This is a genomic window from uncultured Virgibacillus sp. (assembly GCF_947495635.1).
Lineage (GTDB): Bacteria > Bacillota > Bacilli > Bacillales > Amphibacillaceae > Virgibacillus > Virgibacillus salarius.
Map to the genome: position 1 here is coordinate 1 of NZ_CANMAB010000064.1, position 22,581 is coordinate 22,581.

At 35.2% G+C, this 22,581-nt stretch carries 15 protein-coding genes and 1 pseudogene; 11 read left to right on the plus strand and 5 right to left on the minus strand.

The genetic code is table 11. The features are described 5' to 3' along the window. Positions 1–255 precede the first annotated feature (255 nt). From Q1A47_RS13590 to Q1A47_RS13605, 4 genes are all read right to left on the minus strand, one after another. The gene (locus Q1A47_RS13590; RefSeq protein ID WP_026680451.1) at positions 256–879 is read right to left on the minus strand and encodes an ATP-binding cassette domain-containing protein; all 624 of its coding nucleotides are present in this window, start codon (positions 877–879) and stop codon (positions 256–258) included. 105 nt (positions 880–984) lie between these two features. Then, on the minus strand, positions 985–1,659 hold the full coding sequence (gene modB / locus Q1A47_RS13595) for a molybdate ABC transporter permease subunit (RefSeq protein ID WP_166530442.1): 675 nt from the start codon (positions 1,657–1,659) through the stop codon (positions 985–987). A 21-nt stretch (positions 1,660–1,680) separates the two neighbouring features. After that, positions 1,681–2,469 carry a molybdate ABC transporter substrate-binding protein gene (modA, locus tag Q1A47_RS13600; protein WP_026680453.1) on the minus strand — a complete coding sequence of 263 codons (789 nt, stop codon included), beginning with the start codon at positions 2,467–2,469 and terminating at the stop codon, positions 1,681–1,683. 31 nt (positions 2,470–2,500) lie between these two features. Then, positions 2,501–2,986, minus strand: coding sequence for a DUF1189 family protein (locus Q1A47_RS13605; protein WP_166530443.1), 486 nt, complete (start codon positions 2,984–2,986; stop codon positions 2,501–2,503). Between the two features lie 291 nt (positions 2,987–3,277). On the opposite strand from Q1A47_RS13605, the gene Q1A47_RS13610 reads away from it, so the two are divergent. The 7 genes and pseudogenes from Q1A47_RS13610 (at position 3,278) to Q1A47_RS13640 (ending at position 13,102) form a co-directional block, all read left to right on the plus strand. Beyond that, complete coding sequence (locus tag Q1A47_RS13610) at positions 3,278–4,219, plus strand: YybS family protein (protein ID WP_166530444.1); 942 nt, start codon at positions 3,278–3,280, stop codon at positions 4,217–4,219. Between the two features lie 45 nt (positions 4,220–4,264). Further along, positions 4,265–6,235: a DHH family phosphoesterase gene (locus tag Q1A47_RS13615; RefSeq protein WP_121604231.1), complete on the plus strand. Its 1,971-nt coding sequence runs from the start codon at positions 4,265–4,267 to the stop codon at positions 6,233–6,235. After that, positions 6,232–6,678 (plus strand): 50S ribosomal protein L9, encoded by a 447-nt coding sequence (gene rplI / locus Q1A47_RS13620; RefSeq protein ID WP_026680457.1) that lies wholly within the window; start codon positions 6,232–6,234, stop codon positions 6,676–6,678. The genes Q1A47_RS13615 and rplI overlap by 4 nt, the downstream gene beginning before the upstream one ends. 74 nt (positions 6,679–6,752) lie before the next feature. Beyond that, on the plus strand, positions 6,753–8,120 hold the full coding sequence (gene dnaB, locus Q1A47_RS13625; RefSeq protein ID WP_026680458.1) for a replicative DNA helicase: 1,368 nt from the start codon (positions 6,753–6,755) through the stop codon (positions 8,118–8,120). A gap of 741 nt (positions 8,121–8,861) precedes the next feature. Beyond that, a complete protein-coding gene (locus tag Q1A47_RS13630; RefSeq protein WP_121604230.1) occupies positions 8,862–10,148 on the plus strand; it encodes an adenylosuccinate synthase in 1,287 nt (428 codons plus the stop codon). A 720-nt stretch (positions 10,149–10,868) separates the two neighbouring features. Then, entirely contained in the window at positions 10,869–11,141 is a 273-nt protein-coding gene (locus Q1A47_RS13635) for an AbrB/MazE/SpoVT family DNA-binding domain-containing protein (RefSeq protein WP_166530445.1), read from the plus strand. A gap of 606 nt (positions 11,142–11,747) precedes the next feature. Next, positions 11,748–13,102: pseudogene (locus Q1A47_RS13640) on the plus strand (IS1182 family transposase). 103 nt (positions 13,103–13,205) lie between these two features. On the opposite strand, the gene Q1A47_RS13645 reads toward Q1A47_RS13640, so the two are convergent. Then, positions 13,206–16,286, minus strand: coding sequence for an ATP-binding protein (locus Q1A47_RS13645; protein ID WP_166530446.1), 3,081 nt, complete (start codon positions 16,284–16,286; stop codon positions 13,206–13,208). Positions 16,287–16,968: 682 nt separating this feature from the next. Here Q1A47_RS13645 and Q1A47_RS13650 point away from each other — a divergent pair. From Q1A47_RS13650 to Q1A47_RS13665, 4 genes are all read left to right on the plus strand, one after another. Beyond that, entirely contained in the window at positions 16,969–17,238 is a 270-nt protein-coding gene (locus Q1A47_RS13650) for a hypothetical protein (protein WP_166530447.1), read from the plus strand. A gap of 149 nt (positions 17,239–17,387) precedes the next feature. Beyond that, a complete protein-coding gene (locus Q1A47_RS13655) occupies positions 17,388–18,521 on the plus strand; it encodes a response regulator (protein WP_166530448.1) in 1,134 nt (377 codons plus the stop codon). Positions 18,522–18,738: 217 nt separating this feature from the next. Next, the gene (locus Q1A47_RS13660) at positions 18,739–18,945 is read left to right on the plus strand and encodes a hypothetical protein (protein ID WP_166530449.1); all 207 of its coding nucleotides are present in this window, start codon (positions 18,739–18,741) and stop codon (positions 18,943–18,945) included. Between the two features lie 15 nt (positions 18,946–18,960). Beyond that, a partial coding sequence (locus Q1A47_RS13665) for an isopeptide-forming domain-containing fimbrial protein (RefSeq protein WP_299632368.1) occupies positions 18,961–22,581 on the plus strand: 3,621 nt, incomplete at its 3' end.

Genomic DNA, 22,581 nt, shown 5'->3' on the forward strand with positions numbered 1-22,581 from the left:
CATAATAGCTACTAGAGGAAGCGTAAATCTGAGCATGTAGTGATAAGGACTGAGCGAATTTTGCTCAGTTTTTCTTATAAAGAAGAAATTAGCTACAAGCCAATCTAAATGAGATCTTAAATACATAGCTCTAGTCAATCGTGGAAAGCGAAGTATATTTCCGGAGTCACTTCGTTGCACGAATCATTTTTTCTAGTTTTGTTTAATTAAAGCACATTTGTTTCATACATGTATTAGTTGCTTTTATAAAGTAATCTAAGGGGAATGCAAGGACCCATCTTTTATATGTAGGATTCGATCTCCCAGGATGTCGGCTTCCTGTTTATCATGTGTAACTAAAATAACAGGTATTTTCCAATAATCATGAAGACGTTTTAATTCATTTTGGCAATCCGCACGCGTTTTCTCGTCTAAAGCGGAAAATGGCTCATCTAATAACAGAGCTTCCGGCTTGGTAGCAAGTGCTCTAACTAATGCTACACGTTGTTTTTCCCCTCCTGATATTTGTTGTGGATATTGGTGGAGTAATGGGCGTATCCGAGTTATATCTATTAATTGTTCAACAAGTAATGGATCTTTCATCCCATAACGAATGTTCTTTTCAACTGACATATGGGGAAACAATGCATAGTCCTGAAATAAATAGCCGATTCTACGTTTATGAATAGGAACGGGCTTTTGCTGCTTATTCTGATATAAAGTTCGCTCTCCAAGGCTGATTTTGCCTTTATCGGGATGAGTTAGCCCAGCTATGCAATTTAAGATCGTTGTTTTACCTGCCCCTGAGGGTCCGAATAGGACAACGATTTCATTATGAATATCGAATGCCGTATTTAATATAAAATGATTTCGTCTTTTTTCGATCGTAACGGAAAGCATCGAACAATTCGCTCCTTTATCAAAAATCAAGCTATAAACGCGACAAATCTATTATTCTAACGTTCTTATTGTCACATTCGTTTATAGACTAGGTCTGGATGTATCTTATTCTTTGGTAAGCTTCAATATATTTCTACCACTCCACCAATTAAGCCAAAGGATTGCAGTAAAGCCGACAATAACAATACCTATAACCCAAAATAGAGCAGTTTGCATATTTCCGGATTCTACAGCAAAGTAAATGGTTAAAGGAATGGTGTTTGTTTGATTAGGTATATAACCAGCGACCATTAAAGTAGCCCCAAATTCCCCAAGAGCCCTTGCAAAGGAAAGCACAAAACCTCCCACCAAACCTGGCCATGCTAAGGGGAAGGAAATTGTCCAAAATACTTTCCATTTAGATGCTCCCATTGTAAGTGCTGCGTGTTCAAGATTTTTCTCATATTTTAGAAATGCAGCAGCAGCACTTTGGTACATCAAGGGAAATGATACAACCACAGCAGCTATTACTGCACCAACCCAAGTAAAGACAATCTGATAATCAAACCACTGGAGTAAAAGACGACCAATTGGGCCGTTTTTACCGAAGATGAATAGAAGCCCAAAACCAACTACAGTCGGCGGAAGAACAAGTGGGAGTAGAAACAATGCTTCTAATAGCCGTTTTCCTGGAAATTGATTTCGCGAAATTAATCGCGCACAACTTACACCAAGCAAAAATACTATACAAGTTGCGATGCCAGCAATTTTAATTGATAAAATTAATGGTGTATAATCCATATCTACTTCAACCTTTGCACATTAATGGATGTTACGGAAGCCATAGGACTTGAAAATAGCCGCAGCCTTATCTTGTTTCAAGAAATGGATAAAGGTCTCTGCATCATGACGGTTTGTACTATATGAAGTAACGCCAGCAGGGTACACAATAGCTGGATATAGCGTCTCATCGACTTCTGTTATTATTCGTATATCATTTGAAATAGCAGCATCAGATGCATAGACAAAACCAAGCTCTGTATTACCTGATTCTACATAAGTAAGTGCTTGACGTACATCTTTTGCATACACAAATTGCTCCTCTAACGACTGCCAAACACCACTATTTTGCAATGCTGTTTTGGCATAAATACCAGCAGGCACACTCTCAGGATTTCCGATTGCAATTTGATCAATTTGCATGTCGGAAAGCTGCTGAAGAGAAGCTATTGACTGTGAAGATTGCTTATTACCAATTAACACTAAATGATTACCGATAACGTCTGTACGTGTATCTTCAGCAATTAATTTCTCTTCTGTAAGCGTATCCATCCATTGTTGATTTGCAGATAAAAATATGTCGACAGGAGCCCCTTGCTGAATTTGTCTCGATAGTTGTCCAGAGCCTCCGTAATTGACGGTTATATTAATGTTAGGATATTCCTCTTCAAAAGCTGTAATAACCTCTGGTAAAGCATCAGCTAAGCTTGCAGCGGCAGAAACTAAGAGTTTATTAGCTTCTGTAGATTTTTGAAATGGTTCCTCTTGATTAAAGAGGGAACAACCTGTTAGCGTAATACAACTAAAGAATAACAGAACGAGGTATTTCATTTAAAAACTCCTTGTCATAAGTTGTGCTCGACTATTTTGTTCGGCGTTTTGGATATACAGATATAATCATAATTAGCAATACAAGGGAATAAACACAAAAAAACCATAAATAATGATCACTAATTGGGGTAGTTAATGCTATTAACGCGTAAAGAAAAAACGGTACCGTCGTAGTAAAGGCAGTCATTTTCCAAATGATCGAGAATTTTAGTTTTCTACCCATTATTTTCGCTAAGTTAGTACCAATATACGCTATAGCAGAAAGTAATATAAAAACGATAATAGCCATTGGCAAATAATAAAAAATGAAAAAGTAAATAATCAAAAAGATAAAGCTAAGATCAGCGCTATGGCTACTAGAATTTGTGATTCGATCAATCAGAGACGGAATAGATATAAGCAGTAATAGAATAAACATGTAAATAATCGTAATGTCCATGCCTATACGATTAAGCTGAAAGATTGCTTTCTTTCTAGGTAATTTGATACTATGTAAAAACGCATTTAGAAAAATCAATATAAGTCATCCTTACATGTTAGTTTCATTTACTATTATAAAGGAAACGAAGGACAATTTCTTATTAAGTAGTTGAAAAAAGGATGACATTTATCATAAAAAAGAAAGAAAGCGAGATAATATAACAATTACTTACAATTCTTGTAGAAATATGTACTCCTTTATGGCTTCATTCCGTAATTTATTACCCGGGAAATAATTTTTTCTACGCTTTTCGACAACCATTTGCAACGAAAACATGTTATCATATTATAATGACGTAGTTACAACCAAAGTAAGATGGGGTGCAAAATGAATCATTCAAAACAACTAACTGACGGGGCGCTATTAACACTAATATTCATGGGATTATTGCTAGTGAGCCTGTTTGTCCCAATTATACCGATAGTATCCATATTTTTATTGCCAATTCCATTTATTATTTATAGTTCAAGGTATGATTGGAAGCCAGCCCTAATCATGTTTGCCTTTTCTATTGTAATGACGATCTTATTTACAACGGTCTATACGTTACCAATGACAGTTCTAATGGGGTTAGGCGGGATTATGATTGGTAGCTCTATTTATCGAAAGCTCTCTGCTTATGAGACATGGGCAAGGGGGACTTTTGGGTTTATCATCGGATTATTATTTGCATTTGTTTTTACACAATTTGTATTTCAGATAAATGTAATAGATACAATGGAGCAAATATTTAACGAATCTATGGAGATGTCAACAGGTGTGATCGAACAATTCACTGCTGAAGCGCAGTTGGAAGAAATTGATGAGATCATGCAACAAACGATCCATGCGTTTGTAACTCTGTTTCCATTTTTCTTAGCTACAATTGCTATTTTAATGGCATTTCTCAGTCAATGGTTCAGTTATAAATTTCTAAATCGAATAGAACGGAAAGACTTGCGGTTTCCACCATTTCGTGAATTGCGATTTCCGAATTCAATCATCTTTGTATATGTAATTGCTTTGTTATTTGCATTTATTTTTACGGACCCGGAAAGCTTGCAATATATGGCGACCCAAAACTTATTACTTTTAACACAAATGCTCGTTACGATTCAAGGTTTTTCATTTCTGTTTTTCTATGCTAACTATAAGAAGATAACAAAAGCATTTCCAATAATTTGTGTGGTGATCGGAGTGCTTTTCCCTATGATGTTATTTATTATTCGCTTTATAGGAATATTTGATTTAGGGTTTGGGTTAAGAGATAAGTTAGCAGAGAAGGATTAGCAGATCTATGAAAATAAAGGTAATGCACAGTAGGAGCTGAATGTGATGTCAGATAAACAAAAGAAGCCAACACTGAGAAATCATGTATGGGTCATTTATGTGCTGTCTATAATTCTGCTTAGTGTTATCTGGTATTTCCAGTGGGTAGTAGGACTAATCATGACTGTGCTTTTAGCTGTTTCGCTTTATTATAGTATCCGTTCTGAGCAAACGCTTCAAGATGAAGCGGAGCAATATATAACAACATTATCTCACCGAATTAAAAAAGTGGGAGAAGAAGCATTATTGGAAATGCCGTTTGGTATTATTTTGTTTAGTGAGGATTATAAAATTGAATGGGCAAATCCATATATGAATCAATTTGATGATGACAGTTTAGTTGGGAATTCTCTGCATTCGTTATCAGAGGATTTAATACCAAAAATTAAAGAAAATAAGGATGAAATTTGGTTTGAATTACAGGGTTATGTATTTCAGACAACAGTAAAGAAGGAAGAGAGACTTCTTTATTTATTTGATCGAACGGAGCAATCAGAATTACAAAACCTCTACCGTAATGAACAAACCGTTATATTATTTATTTTCCTTGATAATTATGAGGAAATTACCCAGAACATGGATGATACAAATAAAAGCCATTTGAATTCACAAGTTACCTCTGTTTTAAACAAATGGTCAAAACATCATGGACTATATTTGAAGCGAACATCTCAAGAGCGCTTTATCGCTGTTGGGACAAAAGAGATTTTGGCTCAGCTTGAAAAAGTGAAATTTGAGATACTTGATGAAGTGAGAGAGTTAATTGGTGAAAGAAATACGCCGTTAACATTAAGTATTGGTGTAGGTGTTGGGTATGTGGATTTACCTACGCTCGGTGAGTTAGCACAATCCAGCCTTGATCTTGCACTTGGTCGAGGTGGAGATCAAGTTGCAATAAAAGATGAATCTGGAAAGGTTCGTTTCTATGGTGGGAAAACCAATCCAATGGAAAAACGTACACGAGTTAGGGCTCGTGTGATCTCCCACGCCTTAAAGGAACTGATAAAGGCAAGTGACAATGTCATTATTATGGGACATAAAGCGCCTGATATGGACGCATTAGGGGCTGCTATCGGAATCCTTAATATTGCAATTGCCAACGATGTAGAGGGACATATCGTATTTGACCCAGAAGATATCGATACAGGTGTATATCGCCTTGTCAATGCGATTCGTGAGGAAGAGAGGATATGGCAGCATTTTGTAGATCCAGAGGAAGCAGAATCACTTATCGGTGCGAGAAGTCTAGTTGTAGTAGTTGATACACACCGTCCATCAATGGTAGCTAGTGAAACACTTTTACAGAAGACGGATTATAAGGTGGTCATCGATCACCACAGACGTGGAGAAGAGTTTATCGAAAATCCAACGTTAGTATATATGGAGCCTTATGCATCCTCTACAGCTGAGTTAGTGACAGAGTTATTAGAATATCAACCCAAAAAATTAAAGCTACGAATGCTTGAAGCAACAGCGCTGTTAGCAGGAATCATCGTAGACACAAAAAGCTTTACACTAAGAACAGGTTCACGAACCTTTGATGCAGCATCATATCTTCGAGCAAAAGGGGCTGATACAGTACTCGTTCAGGAATTTTTGAAGGAAGATATTGATGTATATGTGGAACGAAGTAAACTAATCGAGCGATCGAAAGTATATCGAGATAAAATTGCTATTTCTAGTGCAGAAGAAGGGCAAGTTCATGGCCCTGTACTAATTGCTCAAGCAGCTGATATACTTTTAACAATGAGTGGGATTACAGCTTCCTTTGTTATATCAGAGCGGAAGGATGGAAGGGTAGGGATCAGTGCTAGATCCTTAGGAGACGTCAATGTTCAAGTGATTATGGAAAAAATGAATGGTGGTGGCCATTTGACGAATGCAGCCACACAAATAGATAATATGACAATTGTAGAAGCAGAGCGATTATTAAAAGAAATTTTAGATGAATATTATGAGGGGAGCGAATCAGAATGAAAGTAATATTTCTTAAAGATGTAAAGGGAAAAGGAAAAAAAGGCGACGTTAAAAATGTATCTGATGGATATGCGCGTAATTACTTATTAAAGAACAACCTAGCTGAAGAAGCAACGCACGGTAATATGAAAGCATTAGAAGCGAAGAAGCGTAAAGATGAGCAGCTAGAACAGGAAGAAAAGGAAGAAGCAATGGATCTAAAAGATAAGCTTGCGGACTTAACTGTAGAACTAAGTGCTAAGTCTGGGGAAAATGGTAGGTTATTTGGCTCTATAACGAGCAAGCAAATTTCTGAAGCATTGAAGAAAGACTACGGGTATAAAATTGATAAACGTAAAATAGAATTGGACCAACCTATCCGAGCATTAGGTTATACAACTGTTCCGGTTAAGCTACATCCAGAGGTATCAGGTTCAATCAAAGTACATGTTGCAGAAAAATAATACGTTGTAGAAACATCTAGTAAAACAGGCGCCCTGCGCTTAGATTTACATCTTCAGAGAGGGGAAAACAATCAATGAATGAGTCATGGAATGATCGTACTCCACCACATAATATAGAAGCTGAGCAATCCATTATTGGTGCGGTTTTCATTGATCCAGATGCGTTTTCTGCTGCTTCAGAGATACTGGTACCAGAAGATTTCTATCGTGCTAGTCATCAGCGGATATTTGCAAGCATGATTGCCCTTGCTGATCGTGGGGAGCCGATTGATGTTGTCACAGTAACTTCCTATTTGCATAATGCACAGCAGTTAGAAGAAGCTGGTGGCGTTCAGTATTTATCAGAGGTTGCGGAAAGTGTACCTACAGCAGCTAATATCGGTTATTATTGTCGAATTGTAGAGGAAAAGGCATTACTTAGAAGGCTAATACGTTCAGCAACAGACATTGTTACTTCTAGTTTCGAACGACAAGATGAAGTAGAAGATGTTGTTAATGAGGCAGAAAAGAGTATTTTAGATGTCTCTGGAAGGAAAAATTCTGGAGCATTTAAGGCCATCAAGGATGTACTAATTGATGTTTATGACAATATTGAACAACTTCATCATCAAAGTGCTGATGTGACAGGGATACCGACTGGATTCCGAGATTTGGATCGGATTACTTCTGGATTTCAGCGTAATGATCTTATTATTGTCGCTGCCCGCCCATCTGTAGGTAAAACTGCATTTGCGTTGAATGTAGCTCAAAATGTAGCCGTTAATACGGATGAAAATGTAGCTATCTTTAGTTTAGAGATGGGAGCAGATCAATTAGTTCAACGTATGCTTTGTGCAGAAGGAAATATTGACGCACAACGACTACGTAATGGTCAGTTGCAAGCTGATGACTGGAGTAAGCTAACTATGGCAATGGGGAGCTTATCGAATGCTGGGATCTATATAGATGATACACCTGGAGTACGTGTTGCTGATATACGTTCTAAATGTCGTCGTCTCAAGCAGGAGCATGGGCTTGGAATGATATTGATCGATTATTTGCAGCTTATTCAGGGTAGTGCAAATTCCAAGGAAAATAGACAACAGGAAGTATCAGAAATATCTCGTTCTTTAAAAGGTTTAGCTCGGGAATTGAATGTACCACTAATTGCCCTTTCACAGTTATCACGTGGTGTTGAATCACGACAGGATAAGCGTCCAATGATGTCGGACTTACGTGAATCTGGTAGTATTGAGCAAGATGCGGATATCGTCGGTTTCTTATACCGTGATGATTATTATGATTCAGAATCGGAAAAACAAAATATAATCGAAATCATTATTTCTAAACAACGTAATGGTCCAGTAGGAAATGTAGAATTAGCTTTTGTTAAGGAATACAATAAATTCGTTGATTTAGATCATCGTTATCAAGAAAGTGATGTACCACCAGTCCCTGTTTAATTTAGAGAGAGTGAGAAAAAAGAATGAAGAGACAATTAAAACGAACGATAATTAGTTGAAATGATATGCTCCCCTTAAGGCAGACAGATTAAAAAGTAAAAATCTGTTTCTACATTAAGGGGAGTTTTTATGACTCACAAATCATATTCAGTAGAATGGAAATATGAAGTATTGTTGGCTTTTAAGAATGGTTTAACACATAGCCAGTTATTCGCAAAATATCAAGTTACTATGTCTACAGTTTGTCCGAAGATCCACGAGGTAACGTGTTTTTCTTTACTAAGTTAGCGGAGTCCGTGCCCGTGGAAAGCGCGTATATTTTCACGATGTGGCGATGATACTCAGATTGATAATATGATTATTCGTATTTTGAGTAAAGAAGTTGTGTTTTGTGCCAGCCTCTTTTATGTTTAGAAATTATAAAATTAGCGTGTGTGGATAAATAGTGGCGTGTTGAGCCCTCGTCTAGAAACTAGGCGACTTCACAAATTGTCCTAATCTAAGTCATCAGCGGATCGCAAGCTCACCGTGATTTTTTATCTCCGTTGACGTGCTCCAGCCGCTACGTTTTTAAACGGGTGTTTGCGCTTTGATTCTTTTTAATCAACTTTACCGAACAATTACATTAATTTCTATATAAATGTTCGTGTTTTGAATTGACTATCTGATTTTATACTGATAAAATTACTTTTGTGATTAAAGAAAAACGTATAATATATATTAATTCAGTGGAGGTGCACCATGTCATCAGTAGTAGTAGTTGGAACACAATGGGGCGATGAAGGGAAAGGAAAGATTACGGACTTCCTATCGCAAAATGCAGAGGTTGTTGCACGATATCAAGGAGGTAACAATGCAGGGCATACGATTAAATTTGATGACATCACGTATAAATTACATTTAATTCCATCTGGAATATTTTTTAATGAAAAAACATGTGTATTGGGTAATGGTATGGTAATCGATCCAAAGGCATTTGTGGAGGAGATTGCTTATCTACACGAACGTAATGTATCTACAGATAATTTACGGATAAGTAATCGTGCTCACGTCATCTTGCCATATCATTTAAAATTAGATATCTTGCAGGAAGAAGAAAAAGGCGAAAATAAAATTGGAACGACTAAAAAAGGAATTGGTCCAGCATATATGGATAAAGCAGCGAGATGCGGTATCCGCATTGCGGACTTAATGGATAAAGAAACGTTTCGTGCAAAATTAGAGCAAAATTTAAAAGAGAAGAATCGTTTGTTTGAGAAGGTTTATGAGGTAGAACCTATTCAAGTAGAGGATATTCTCGAAGAATATTATGATTATGGGCAACAAATGGCTAAATATGTATGTGATACATCTGTTGTATTAAATGATGCCTTAGACGATGGACGCAGAGTATTATTCGAAGGTGCGCAGGGTGTCATGCTTGATATTGATCAAGGAACCTATCCTTTTGTAACATCTTCTAATCCAATTGCTGGAGGAGTAACCATTGGTTCTGGTGTTGGGCCTACAAAGATTGATCATGTAGTAGGTGTTTCCAAAGCATACACAACGCGTGTAGGTGATGGACCGTTTCCAACGGAGTTACATGATGAGATTGGTGACCAGATTCGTGAGGTTGGTCGTGAATATGGGACAACAACAGGGAGACCGCGTCGTGTTGGCTGGTTTGATAGTGTTGTTGTTCGTCATGCACGTCGTGTAAGTGGTATTACAGATTTATCTTTAAATTCTATCGATGTACTAACAGGTATTGAAACATTGAAGATTTGTGTAGCTTATCGTTATAAAGGGGAAATTATTAAGGAATTTCCAGCAAGTTTAGCGGCACTTGCTGAATGTGAACCAGTCTATGAGGAAATGCCTGGATGGACAGAAGATATCACAAATGTGAAAAGCTTGCACGAGCTCCCTGAGAATGCACGTCATTATTTAGAACGTGTTTCTCAGTTAACGGAGATTCCATTATCCATCTTTTCTGTTGGACCGGATCGCTCGCAAACCAATGTTGTACGAAGTGTATATAGCTAATTTAACAGGTACCAAAGTTACTATTCTTTAGACGATGAAGTATGCATTTTATGTATATATAAATTAAAAGGTTATAGAATAATGAAAAAGCCCAATTTCTCTATTAATTTAACGGAGAAGTTGGGTTTTTTAGTATTGATTGTACATCTGTATTTTCCTGACGGTAACCCAACTATGTAAGTGCTCTCTTCGGCTCATAGAACAAGCTTATAATTTATCGATAGGTATACAAAACAAATACATAAAATTTACTTTGAGATTAATTCAATTAAACATATTTAAAAATATAAAAGTCGATTCCTTAACTTATAGGAGATCGGCTTTTTGGCGTTAAAATTGCTTCGTACTTAGTGCGCAAAATTTCCGAAGCGCTGGTAGTATTCTATGATTACCTTTTTATTTGTATAGATTTTGTATAGCGTAATTTTAGTTAATTATATTAAAGTTATTCATTATTTTTTACAACCAGTTCTAAAAAATCATTGATACTGGATTCTAGCAAGAAATAAATGATCAATAAAATAAGTGTTGAATAATAGAAAGCACTTAATAGGGTATTTTTTTAGGTGTATTAATTCAACACAAAAATATGTAATAGATGTACATGAGAAGGAAAAAACATATTCTATTCAGGAGGATTGGTGTTATTTTAATGGGCTTTACTTCTTTCTATATGGTAATCATTTATTTCATTATTTCGTCATCAATGGAGGAAACAGTATGAAAAGTACTAGGGTTTTACGCAAAGTTGATAATTGGGGGAAAATTGTTGTTCCTAGCGTATTCAGAGATGAACTAAATATTAAAGCGAAAGATCTATTAGAAATCTTTGTAGATGGGGATAAAATTATCTTTCGAAAATTTGTATCCAGTAATGTTTGTATGATTACAGGTAAGGTATCAGAGAATAATATTATTCTTGCTAATGGAAAAATAATATTGAATCAGGAAATATTAAAAGATCTTATTCAAGAGATAGAAGAAGAGATTTAAAGATTGCCATAATGAACATGAAGTATTAGAGAATGGACAAATTATTATCCTCCTATTTATCTGACTTAATGTCGAGGAATAATAAATATATAAGCAATAAACAATAAACTCATAGCAATTATATATTTGAAGATTAGTCTTAAATAAGATAATTTGTTGTGGATATACTTTGATAAGTCTTGTGCGGACATCAGGGCATGAAGAAAGTGTACTTACCTTTTGTGATTTTTAGTGATTTTACCTATACTTTTTCGATTCTAATTAATAATATTCATTAATTATTTGGAGATGAGGATATTGTTTCGTTAAATTATTAAAATCATAATCTTTTTAATTACTATAAGCTTAATAGCAGAGATGAACTGCGAGTTAGAAATTGTTCTCAATTATTATATGGGTTAGTTTATATTTCAATAAAAAATGGCGTATGTTAAAACATACGTCATTTTTTCTCTGTCATTTAATTATTATATAATTGAATGAATTTCATAATTCCCAGCCCTTGTGGGGCAAGGGGTTAAAAACATAAAAAAGGAAGCACCTCCCCAAATCTTGTATAATGGTAGTTCACCAAAACAACCAAAAAAGACAGAAGGAGTGCTCCTTATGACCATTATACGACAAATTAGCTTATTTAGCATTCAAGAATTATATGATATGGAACCTACCCAAAAATATGAAGCAATTATTTCGGCGATAGATTTGGATGCAATTTTTCATAAAGTAACCAAAAGATCACGTCTTGGCGCGCCAGAAGAACTTAATTATGCTGCAATGGTTATTTCTACTTTTATAAGGTACGTGGAACGTATCTCAACGATTAAGGACCTAGTGAAACGCCTTAACGATGATATTGCTTTTAAATTGAACTGTGGGTTTCTAGTTTCTGACAATATCCCTTCAGAAGCTTCTTATTCTCGACTTGTAACCAAGTTAGAAGAATGTAACATCTTAGAAGAAGAACAAGAAAAAGTTGTTCTTCGAGCTATTACAGAAGGTTTTATTCAGGATGATACAGTTGCTATCGATGCAACTCATTTTGAAGCCCGAGATCAAGCACCACCTAAAAAAGAGAAAACAAATTCCAAGCCACAAAAGCGTGGGCGAAAGCCCAAGAAAGAGCGTGATCAATGGTTAAAAGAACAGGCTGAAAAAGAAGATAGCCTGCCTCTTTACGAAAAGAAAATCGAAGCTCAACTGGATGTTCCTTTAGCCGAATTACGTACGGAGGTTCCTCAAGATCCAAAATGGGGTGTTAAGAAGAACTCAGAAGGGAGAAACGTATTTTGGTTTGGCTATAAAGGGCACCTAGCGGTCGGATCATCAAGCCAATATATTCTACAGACCCTTTTTTCGTCTGGTAGCTTAAATGACGGCAAGGCAGCTATTCCATTATTGAAAAGGATTGATGAACGCCTCTCCCTTCCAACCTTGCACTATCAAACCATGGATAAAGGGTATGATTATGAACCCATATACCAACAGGTATATGACATGGGACAACAATCTGTCATTGCATACAATAAGCGAAATGAAAGAGAGCCTATAGGCTTCGATAAAACTTTGCTCCAACTTGTTTTAGGGAGCATTCTTATCGGTATGACAGTTTTGATGCTAACTATGAAACCTTAAAATACACAAGACCAAAAGAGTGTAACAACTGTCCTTTGGCTACTGAAGGTATCTGCCAACAGGTATATAAAGTAAAGATAACGCAAGATCTCAGAAGATATACTGCACCAGTTCGTGGGTCTAAAGCCTGGAAAAACATTTTTAAGCGTCGTACAGCTGTCGAGAGAGTAAACGCATATCTTAAGGAATTCTTTCAACTTAATAACATTCGATATCGTACTGGAAAACGCGCCAAAATTCATTTTGATATCATCACGCTTATTTACAATGCTTCAAAATTAGCCGCAGACCGTATTAATGCACAATTAAATCAACACAAAACTGCATGATTTCTGTTTTTAAGAATGCAAGACTAGAATTCTGATCGTCTTTGTATTTTTAAAAAGAGCAATTATGAAATTGACTCAATTAAAAAATAAATTTCAAAACATGTCATATGGCGCTATTTATCCTTGAAGGAAGTTGAAATGTAATGGTAGTTCCTTCTGTTTTGTTACTATCGATATTCAAATCTACGTTAAACAACTGCTTTAGCCGCTGATTAGTATTATAAATCCCAACGCTCTTCTTATCATTTCTGGTTAGTATTTCTTCCATTTTTTCCTCACTCATTCCTACTCCATTATCTTTTATCATGATATGAATTTTGTTCCCTATTTCGTTTATCTTGAGTGTTAATACCCCTGGGCTATTTCTGACCACTAATCCATGATGAATAGCATTTTCTACTAAGGTTTGGATAGTAAGTGGTGGGATAAACGCGTTAGATTCATAATTAACATCCCAAACAACTGTTAGTCGATTATTAAAACGAATCTTCTCAATTTCTACATAAGCTTTCACTAATCGTAATTCTTTTGAGAGTGGTACATAGTGATCTGTATTTTTAAAATCAAATGTTGTTTGTACATAATCGGTAAATTGTTCTAGAGCAAACGCCATTTTTTCTTTATCTTCTTCGACTAAATACAGGATAGAATTTAACGTATTAAAGATAAAATGTGGTTTGATTTGCGCATGCAACCATGCAGCTTCCATACTTAACCGATCCATTACTGCTTGTTTCCATTCTGTTAAAACGTTGACACGAGCTTTTAATTCAATTGGATCAACCGGTTTAATAATATAATCATTCGCTCCAGACCAAAATCCTTTTTTAACTTCTTCTGGTGTACTTTTTGCTGTTAATAATAGAATCGGTAATTCAAAAACATCATAGATTGCACGAATTTCCTTGGTTAATTCAAAACCCGTCATCTCCGGCATCATAACATCACTAATAACAAGGTCCCATTGCCTAGATTTAACTAATTGTAATGCTTCTTTAGCACTTGTTTTCTTAGTTAATTCATATGAGTCATCCAATAAAATTCTAGATAATACATGGAGATTTATACTTTCATCATCGACTAGTAATACTTTTGTTTTTTTATTATTGTTCTTCGTAAATGATTTATCTGAATACACATTAGCTGTTTCTATATCATGCACCTGAAAAGAAGTATCTTCAATATGGAAGTCGAGATTGTCACCAATTTCCAACGGGTTAGAGCCAGATTGTTTTATAAATACAGGAAGAGTAAAGGTTATAGTTGTACCTTTTCCAATTGACGATTTTGCATTTATTTTTCCTCCGTGCAGTTCAATTAATTTTTTTGTTATTGTTAATCCTAACCCAATCCCATTACCACCAATATCCTCGGACTGATGATAAGGTTGAAAAATACGTTCCAGGCTATCTTGATCTATCCCAATACCGGTATCAGCTATTTTAATAATTATAAAATTATCAATTGTTTTTTCCGCTGATATCGTAATTGTTCCCTTTCTTGTATATTTTATGGCATTATGCAATAAATTTACTAAAATTTGGGTAAGCCTACTTTCATCAACATACAAGTCAGGTATACTTTTAGGAACATCGTTTATAATCTTTACGCCAGTATCTCTTACCATATAGTCCATCATTTGTATCGTAATGATAACAGCGGAAGAAAGATTTGTTTGTTTACGTTGGATTCTTAAACGATTTTCTTTAATTCTTGCCAAGTCTAACAAGTCGTTAATCATGTATGACATTCTTTTTCCGACAGTTAATAATAATTCCAAGTCTTTTTTATCTCTCTTTTCGAGGACATTCTTCTTATTATTAATAATAGAATGAGCAATATTAATTATACTATGAAGTGGACTCCTCAATTCATGTGAGGTGGTTGCTAAAAAGTCATCCTTTCGTTTATCAGATAACAAAAGTTCGTGTGATAATATTTCCACTTGATGTACATTTCTAAAAAACTGGATTAACCAAAAAACCGAAAAGAAAAAAATAGCGAGAATTAAGTCTCCAGGATAAAAAATATGTCTTATTTCTGTCCGGTGGTAAAGTAATCCCCAGAGTATGTTATTCATAATAGAAACTGTACTTAATAGTAGGAAGATAGAATCCTTTAACTGATTAGACATTGCGGTAATTAATTGCCTGGCTATGAACATTGTTGGAAAAACCGAGAAAAACAATTGAGTAAATAGCCATTCTCGGAAAATAGAAAAAGGTACTACAACTATAAATAAAATATTACACAAGCTAATAATCAGAAAAAAAATAGTTGATTTTGTGCTCGAATAAGTTGGTATTAAATATTTAAAAAATAAGGTTAAAAACAACATTATACAAGTAATGGTAGCATATACCAATTTGGTTGACTGTTGATAATTTAATGGAATGATATGTAACAATAACTTATCAAAATCTAATAATATTAATAAGCAGGCACTTAAAAGCAACAACGTAAAATATACTAATACCTTTTTATTGTTGTTAACAATAAAAAGTAAACAAGAGTATACTGCAACAATAATGAGCACAACAACAACAAATAATTGGCTAAAAATTGATAATGTATTGCTCTTTGCAATGACACGATTAGAACCGAATTCGATAAAGTCCCCTTCAGTTGATCGTAAGTTGTATCCTCCATGAGCAACATGAATAACAATATCTATCTCATGATCTTCAGGTGAAAAGGTAGTGGAATAGGGAACTCTTTGTGCTGTATATTTATGCTCATTAACAGAAGGAATACCTGAATGTCCAACTAGCTTTCCATTAATATATAGCCGTGACGCTGATGGAATTTTTATCATACGTATTCCATATACGTTTTCATCAATATTTTCAGACAACTTTATCTTTAAGTGAAACGTACCATATTTATAAGAATCCCCATCTAAAAATTTATTCCAACCTTTCGGGAATTCTCTATACTCCTTATTTGGAAAAGAAGGTGAATTATTTATCTCTTCAGGAGAGAGAAGTGAATTTGGATAAAAAACCCATTTTCCGCTTAAAGAAATTGATTGATCAACTGGAAAATTTTCTTTGTCCAATTCTAAGATCCCACTATCAAATTGAATCTCTTTATTTTGTGGATAAAAAGTATGCCAACCTAATCGTAAACATGTGATAACGATTATAAATAGAAATAAAAACAAAACCCATTTAAATTTCTTCATCTGTTCTCCAATTGTTTTTTTTTATAAAATAATCTTACAATATCCCTCTTATTAAATAAAGATAAATTCCATAGTTACTAACTATTTTATAAAATAGAATAAGTAAGTAGTTTGACTAGTGATAATAGAAGGAAAAACAACAGAAATGTCTGAAACGCTATATGAAATTCTATCTCTTTTTTGTAAAGAAAATATAGCTTAAAGATATAGATTTATTGCTCTGAAATAAATTGGACAATTTAATTTATTTCTATGAAAAATTCTTACATCTTTGAAAATAGTCTACTTAATTTTTGAGTTTTTGACAAAACGTCATAACAATGAATATACCACGTTGAAGAGGAATCTATTCTATCCCATCTATGTTTTGAACATACTTGGTTCTAAAGCAATATTCCCCTTCATTTCCCATAGAAAACGGCATTACTAATACTAAAATTTCATAGTTTCAGTTATATTATTTGCGATTGTCTATGCGAAGGAGGATTCTCTTATGTATAGAATCTGTATAGGGGAATGGTGTAAACTGCTGAATATTTTGTAATAATATGTCGGTTTATCTTACAGTGAAAATCACAAAGGGAGCTGATTTTAGGTGTAATATTCAGAATGAATTTGTAAATATTCACATTATTAGAGGGTTAATTGAATTTTTTTAATATCAGATAAGAAGGGATTATTTATGAAAAAAGCAACCCAGCGAATCATTGAAAGGTTACCAGAGTTGGAAGAGAGAATTCATGCTATAGAAGGTAATATGTGTTCCGAAGGGACATTGGAAGGCCTAGATCAAATTCAATCAACTTTTTTGAAACTAGCATGTTTTTTTGAAGGTACAGAAAGTGAAAAATATTACCTGGGTTACTTATACCGTTCTTTGGATAATGATTGGCTGGAATTTGCATTTGAATTGATTGCGGAAGATTTTTTTGAAGGCAGTATTAAAATTTAATAGAAGGATTTTTTAATCACATTAATGTCAATAATTAATTGTTATGTTTGTTACTCAAATTTTTCTAAAATTAGTTATTTTATTAAATATATTTCACTATTTAAACACAAAGATTATTATTAGAAAGGATGATAGAAATTCGTATAATATTGATAGATGATGAGTATTATTCATTACTCTGGCTGAAAAAACTATTGGAAACTGAATATCATGATGCTGAAGTTATAGGTGTTTACCAAGATGCTATACAGCTTCTTGATAATATAACATCTCTTTCTCCGGATGTGATTTTCTTAGATGTTCAAATGCCGGATATAAATGGTTTAGAGCTTGCAGTACAAATACAAGAACTAAATCCTAATGTAAGTATAGTTTTTGTAACAGGTTATAGTAGTTATGCCCGAAATGCATTTGATCTTGAAGCTGTAGATTTTATAATGAAACCGATTAAGTTAAAACGGTTGAAAAAAACGATTGAACGTCTGAGAAAGCACATGAAGAGTAATTATTTAAATTGTGAAACACCCATTTCAGAGAGGAAAATTTATCTTTCATGTTTTAACCATCTTAAATATCAGGTAGAAGGTAGTGAACAAAAATTATTTAAATGGAGGACATCTAAATCGGAGGAATTGTTTGCTTACTTGCTATACCATAGAAATAAGATTGTTCATAAAGAGACACTAATCGAATTATTATGGCCAGACTTTGAATATACTGCAGGAGCTCAGCAACTTTATTCTACAATTTATCAAATTCGACTATTACTCACACGAATTGGACTAGAAGCTATTTCAATTAACAGTACGAGTGGTGGTTACTGTCTTTATACTAGAAATACTCTAATTGATACAGAAATATGGGAAAATCAGGTGAATCAGTTAGGAGAACCATCTGAAGGAAATGTCATGGAATACGAAATGGTTTTTTTTCAATATACGGGAGATTACTTAGGTGACTATGGTTACCTGTGGAAAGAGGGAGAAAAAGAGCGGCTTCGAAGATTATGGGTTGACGTAGGTTTGACACTGAGTTCTTATTATAAAAAAACTTCCAATACTGATAAAGTAATTAAAATACATCAAAAAATTCAACATTTGTATCCTGAAGAAGAAGAAAGTTATTTTGAACTAATGAAAATTTATGCATCAAAGAAAATGTTTCAGGAAGTTGACCAACAGTGGGAAAAGCTTGATGCGATTTTTACTAGAGAATTAAATATAAGTCCAAGTAAAAAAATTGTTGATTGGTATAAAAAAAATAAATATAAACATGAGTTTTAGTCCAAATTTATTCTGTTTCTGTTCATCTCGATCAATTCCCTTTATATTTTCACGGTTGTTTAAATGAATAGCTGTAAATTAAAAATGCACCTTGTAGGGTGCGTTTTTTAATTTAACCATACATCTTATATAGAATTTGTATAGATTGATCTGTTATTAATAAAAATTAAGAATTTTCTATATGGAAACTTGGCATCAGAAGAGGGGAGGGGAGTTTTTGGGAAGCAGAAAGCGTTATAAATCAGGTAGAAAATCTATCTTAATTGCCTTACTATGTTCCTTTATTGTAGCTGTTTCGCTATTTTTAATCAGTACATTGACAGAATCTGATGGGACGGAAAAGCCTGTTCCAACAGAAGATACTGTTAAAGAGGTAAAGATTGAACAAAAAACGAATCCAGCTACTGTTGAAGTAAGAGATTAAATTGGAGGTGGATTTATGAGAAACCTTAATGTGCACTCTAGGAGAAATGATTGGATAGGAAAGAAATTTTTAATAGTACTAATGACCATTTTTATCATTTATAGCCAAATGAGTTCCTATATTATCTACGCGATGGAAGATAATATGCAAAATGAGCCTGTGGTGGCCACTTTGGATGTGGATGGAGTAGATAGTAAGGAAGTCATTAAAAGCGAAGACTACACGTATAATGTGAATGTAGTTCTACCAAAGGATATTTCGGGCTATGAAACAATGATAGTTAGTGATACATTAGATCAACGTTTGGCTGTACAAGGCACAAAAATTCTTGTGGATGGGGAAGAAGAAACGTTAGAGGTCATTACAGATGGGCAAGAGGTTTCTTTGGAATTAATGGAAGATCAACTTCAAGAACTTACAGAGAAAGAATTGAAGCTGCAGATAACTGTGCAGATCCAAGAAAAGGTTGATCCTGGAGAAAAAATTGAAAACATGGCGAAAATTGTCGTTAACGCTAACCCAGCAATTGAAACGAATCCAGTAACGATGATTCTATCTAAATCAGAGTTAGATACGGGAGAGGGCACGGAAGAAGAGCAACAAACTAGTGAAGAACCTACAGAGAGAAATGAAGCTGCAGATAAAGTTATTGAAGATGAAAAATCAGACAGCTTGGAAAATGAAGAGGATGTAACAGTAGCTGAAAACTCTGAGGAATTGAAGATGGCTACTAAATCTGAGGAACAAGAAGAGTCTCTAACCAATGATATTCAGCCTTTGAATACGAGTATGTTTGAGATTAATCGTATAGATTCATACGGATCATCGTCTGACTCTACATTTAACAGAATATATCAATTTGACGGAAATGATCCAACTATAGTGAAGGGATTCATTGATATTTCGGGATTGCCCGCTAATATAAATAATTTAAATGCATTAGCTGTCTCAGAGGAAGGTTATATTTATGTTCGTGGACGTACGCCCGCTGGTTCTCTTAGATTATATAGAATCGATGGCGATGGACAGGCTACTTTAGTAACACCTTTGGAACGTGATACAGTCAATGCTTCGATATATGGGGATAAATATTATTACATTACGTATAACAATCAAAACAACCCTTTCATTGAATACGTCAATGTAAAAACTGGTGAGACAGGGAGAACCCCCCTTGTGAATAATACTGGTGTGCCCCTTGCTAACTTGGGAGCAGATATGATAATTGATTCAGATGGATATATGTGGGTTACTCAAAAAGATACATTGGTACAAATAAATCCAAATACATCAGAAATATTACGTGTAACGCCAGTACCGGGTCTTGATAGTTTGGAGTATGGAGTAAGAGGTCTTAGTTTTCTTCCCGATGGTGATGTCTTAGTATCAGTTGGCGAGGGAAACAGACGTCCTTTATTTTATGAAATTAGTCAAGTGGATGGCACTCTTACGAACTTGGGAAGGATGACAGACCTGTCCCCAGAAGCTGTAGGTGATTTAGGATCATCTGTAACACCATACTTCGATCCATACCCACCTAAATTAGAAAGTGAAAAGCAAGTTCAGATATTAGAAAAAGGAGGAGGGGACTCAGAATCTCCAGAAGCGGGTGATATATTACTTTACAAGATTCAAGCAAGGAATACTATAGAATCTCCTAGTATTTTAAAGGGTTTGACAATTTCTGACAAAATCCCTGAAGGGTTGGAATATATTCCTGGTACGTTAACAGTAGATGGACAATCGACTACAGATGTTGAAGATGGTGATTGGGGGCAAGTAGTTGAAGGAGAAATTTTAGGAGAAATTGGTGATGTACTGGATACAGAATGGCATACGGTCGAATTTGAAGTGAAAGTACTTCCTGATAGAATGGGAGATACTATTCAGAATGTAGCTACCGTAGATGGATTAAACGTTGATCCACAATACCCAGAAGCAGAAATTACGATTATTCCAGCGCAAGTACCTGTTATGGAAACAAATAAATCGGTCACAATTGAAAAAGCTGCAGGTAATACTGATACTTTACATGCTGAAGCAGGAGATACGCTGATTTATAAGGTTCTAGCAAGAAACACAGTAGATAGAAGTATCATTGAGAATATGACCATCTCAGATACTATACTACCTGGATTGGTCTATCAAGATGGGAGTTTAACCGTCGATGGTCAACCGGTAACAGATACTGCTGGTGATGATGCCGGTCAAATGGTGAATAACGTTGTTTCAGGACAAATCGGTGATGTCGTAGATACGGAATGGCATGAGATCGAATTTAAGGTAACGGTGTCAGAAGAGCTAGTAGGCGCAAGGGTTATAAATACCGCATCGGTAACGGGTAATAACGTAGAAGAGCAACATCCACAAGAAGAAATTCCGATTTATCCACTAAAGGACACACCGGATGCTTGTTCGGCGCCAATAGCATTAGTAAATGGTGGATTTGAAGAACCTGCTTATTATACAGGTCATCCAGACTATATATTGCAAAGGGGTTGGGCGGATCTTGATGCTTCAAAAATGGTGGGATGGAAAACGACAGATCCTGCAAACCTATTTGAAATCATGGGTCCGGCAATCTATGAAGATTCGACTAATGTTGTGGGCCCAGGTCTTGATTTTTATCCCGCAGAAGGAGAACAATTTGCAGAATTAAATAGTCGAAATGCGGCACAGCTCTATCAAGATATTGTAACAGTTCCAGGTCAAACCATTTATTGGAGGGTTGCACACAGAGCCCGTGTTGCAGATAATCTAGACACAATGACCGTGAGAATTGGTTCCAGCACGATTGCACCAGAGAATTTACCGATTTTTAGGACGGTCACTAGTGATGAAACTCAATGGCATTATTATCAAGGGGTGTATACGGTTCCATCAGGTCAAACTTCGACACGTTTTGGTTTTGAAGCAGTTGGTGGAAAAGCTAGTGGAAATTTCTTGGATGATCTATTCTTAGGTTCACCACCATGTGTTGTTTTAGAAAAGACAGTTTCTCCAGAAGGAGAAGTTTATGCTGGTGATGAAATAACTTATGAAGTAAATATTAAAAACCAAGGTGGCGATATCGCTGCTGATGCGATTTTTCAGGATATGATCCCAGAAGGAACGGAATATATCGCAGACTCGTTGAAAATTATCGAGGGACCAGAGAGCCTTGTGGGTGACTTAACAGATGCAGTCGGAGACGATGCTGGTGAAGTAGATGATAGCCAAATTACTATTGGGCTAGGAGATGTACCAAACACGCAAGAATTACCAGACGGAATTACAGTACAGTTTAAAGTGAAGGCCATGTCAAGTCATGTGAATGACACGGTTATGAACCAAGCAGAGACTATATATACAAATCTATTTGATAATACATTGATGACAGCTAATTCAAATGAAGTAACAACACCAATTCTGCCTGTGGAAATTACTTTAATGAAAGATGTAGACAAATCGATTGCGTATGTTGGAAACATCCTAACGTATACGATTGAAGCAGTGAATGAGTCACCGAGTGGTGTCTGGAATGGAACGATTGAAGATATGCTTCCAGCTGGACTTGAATTGGTAGCCGGATCGACGCAACTGAATGGAGAAGCATTAGAGGATGCGGATATTTGGAATGAAGGAAAGTTAAGGATT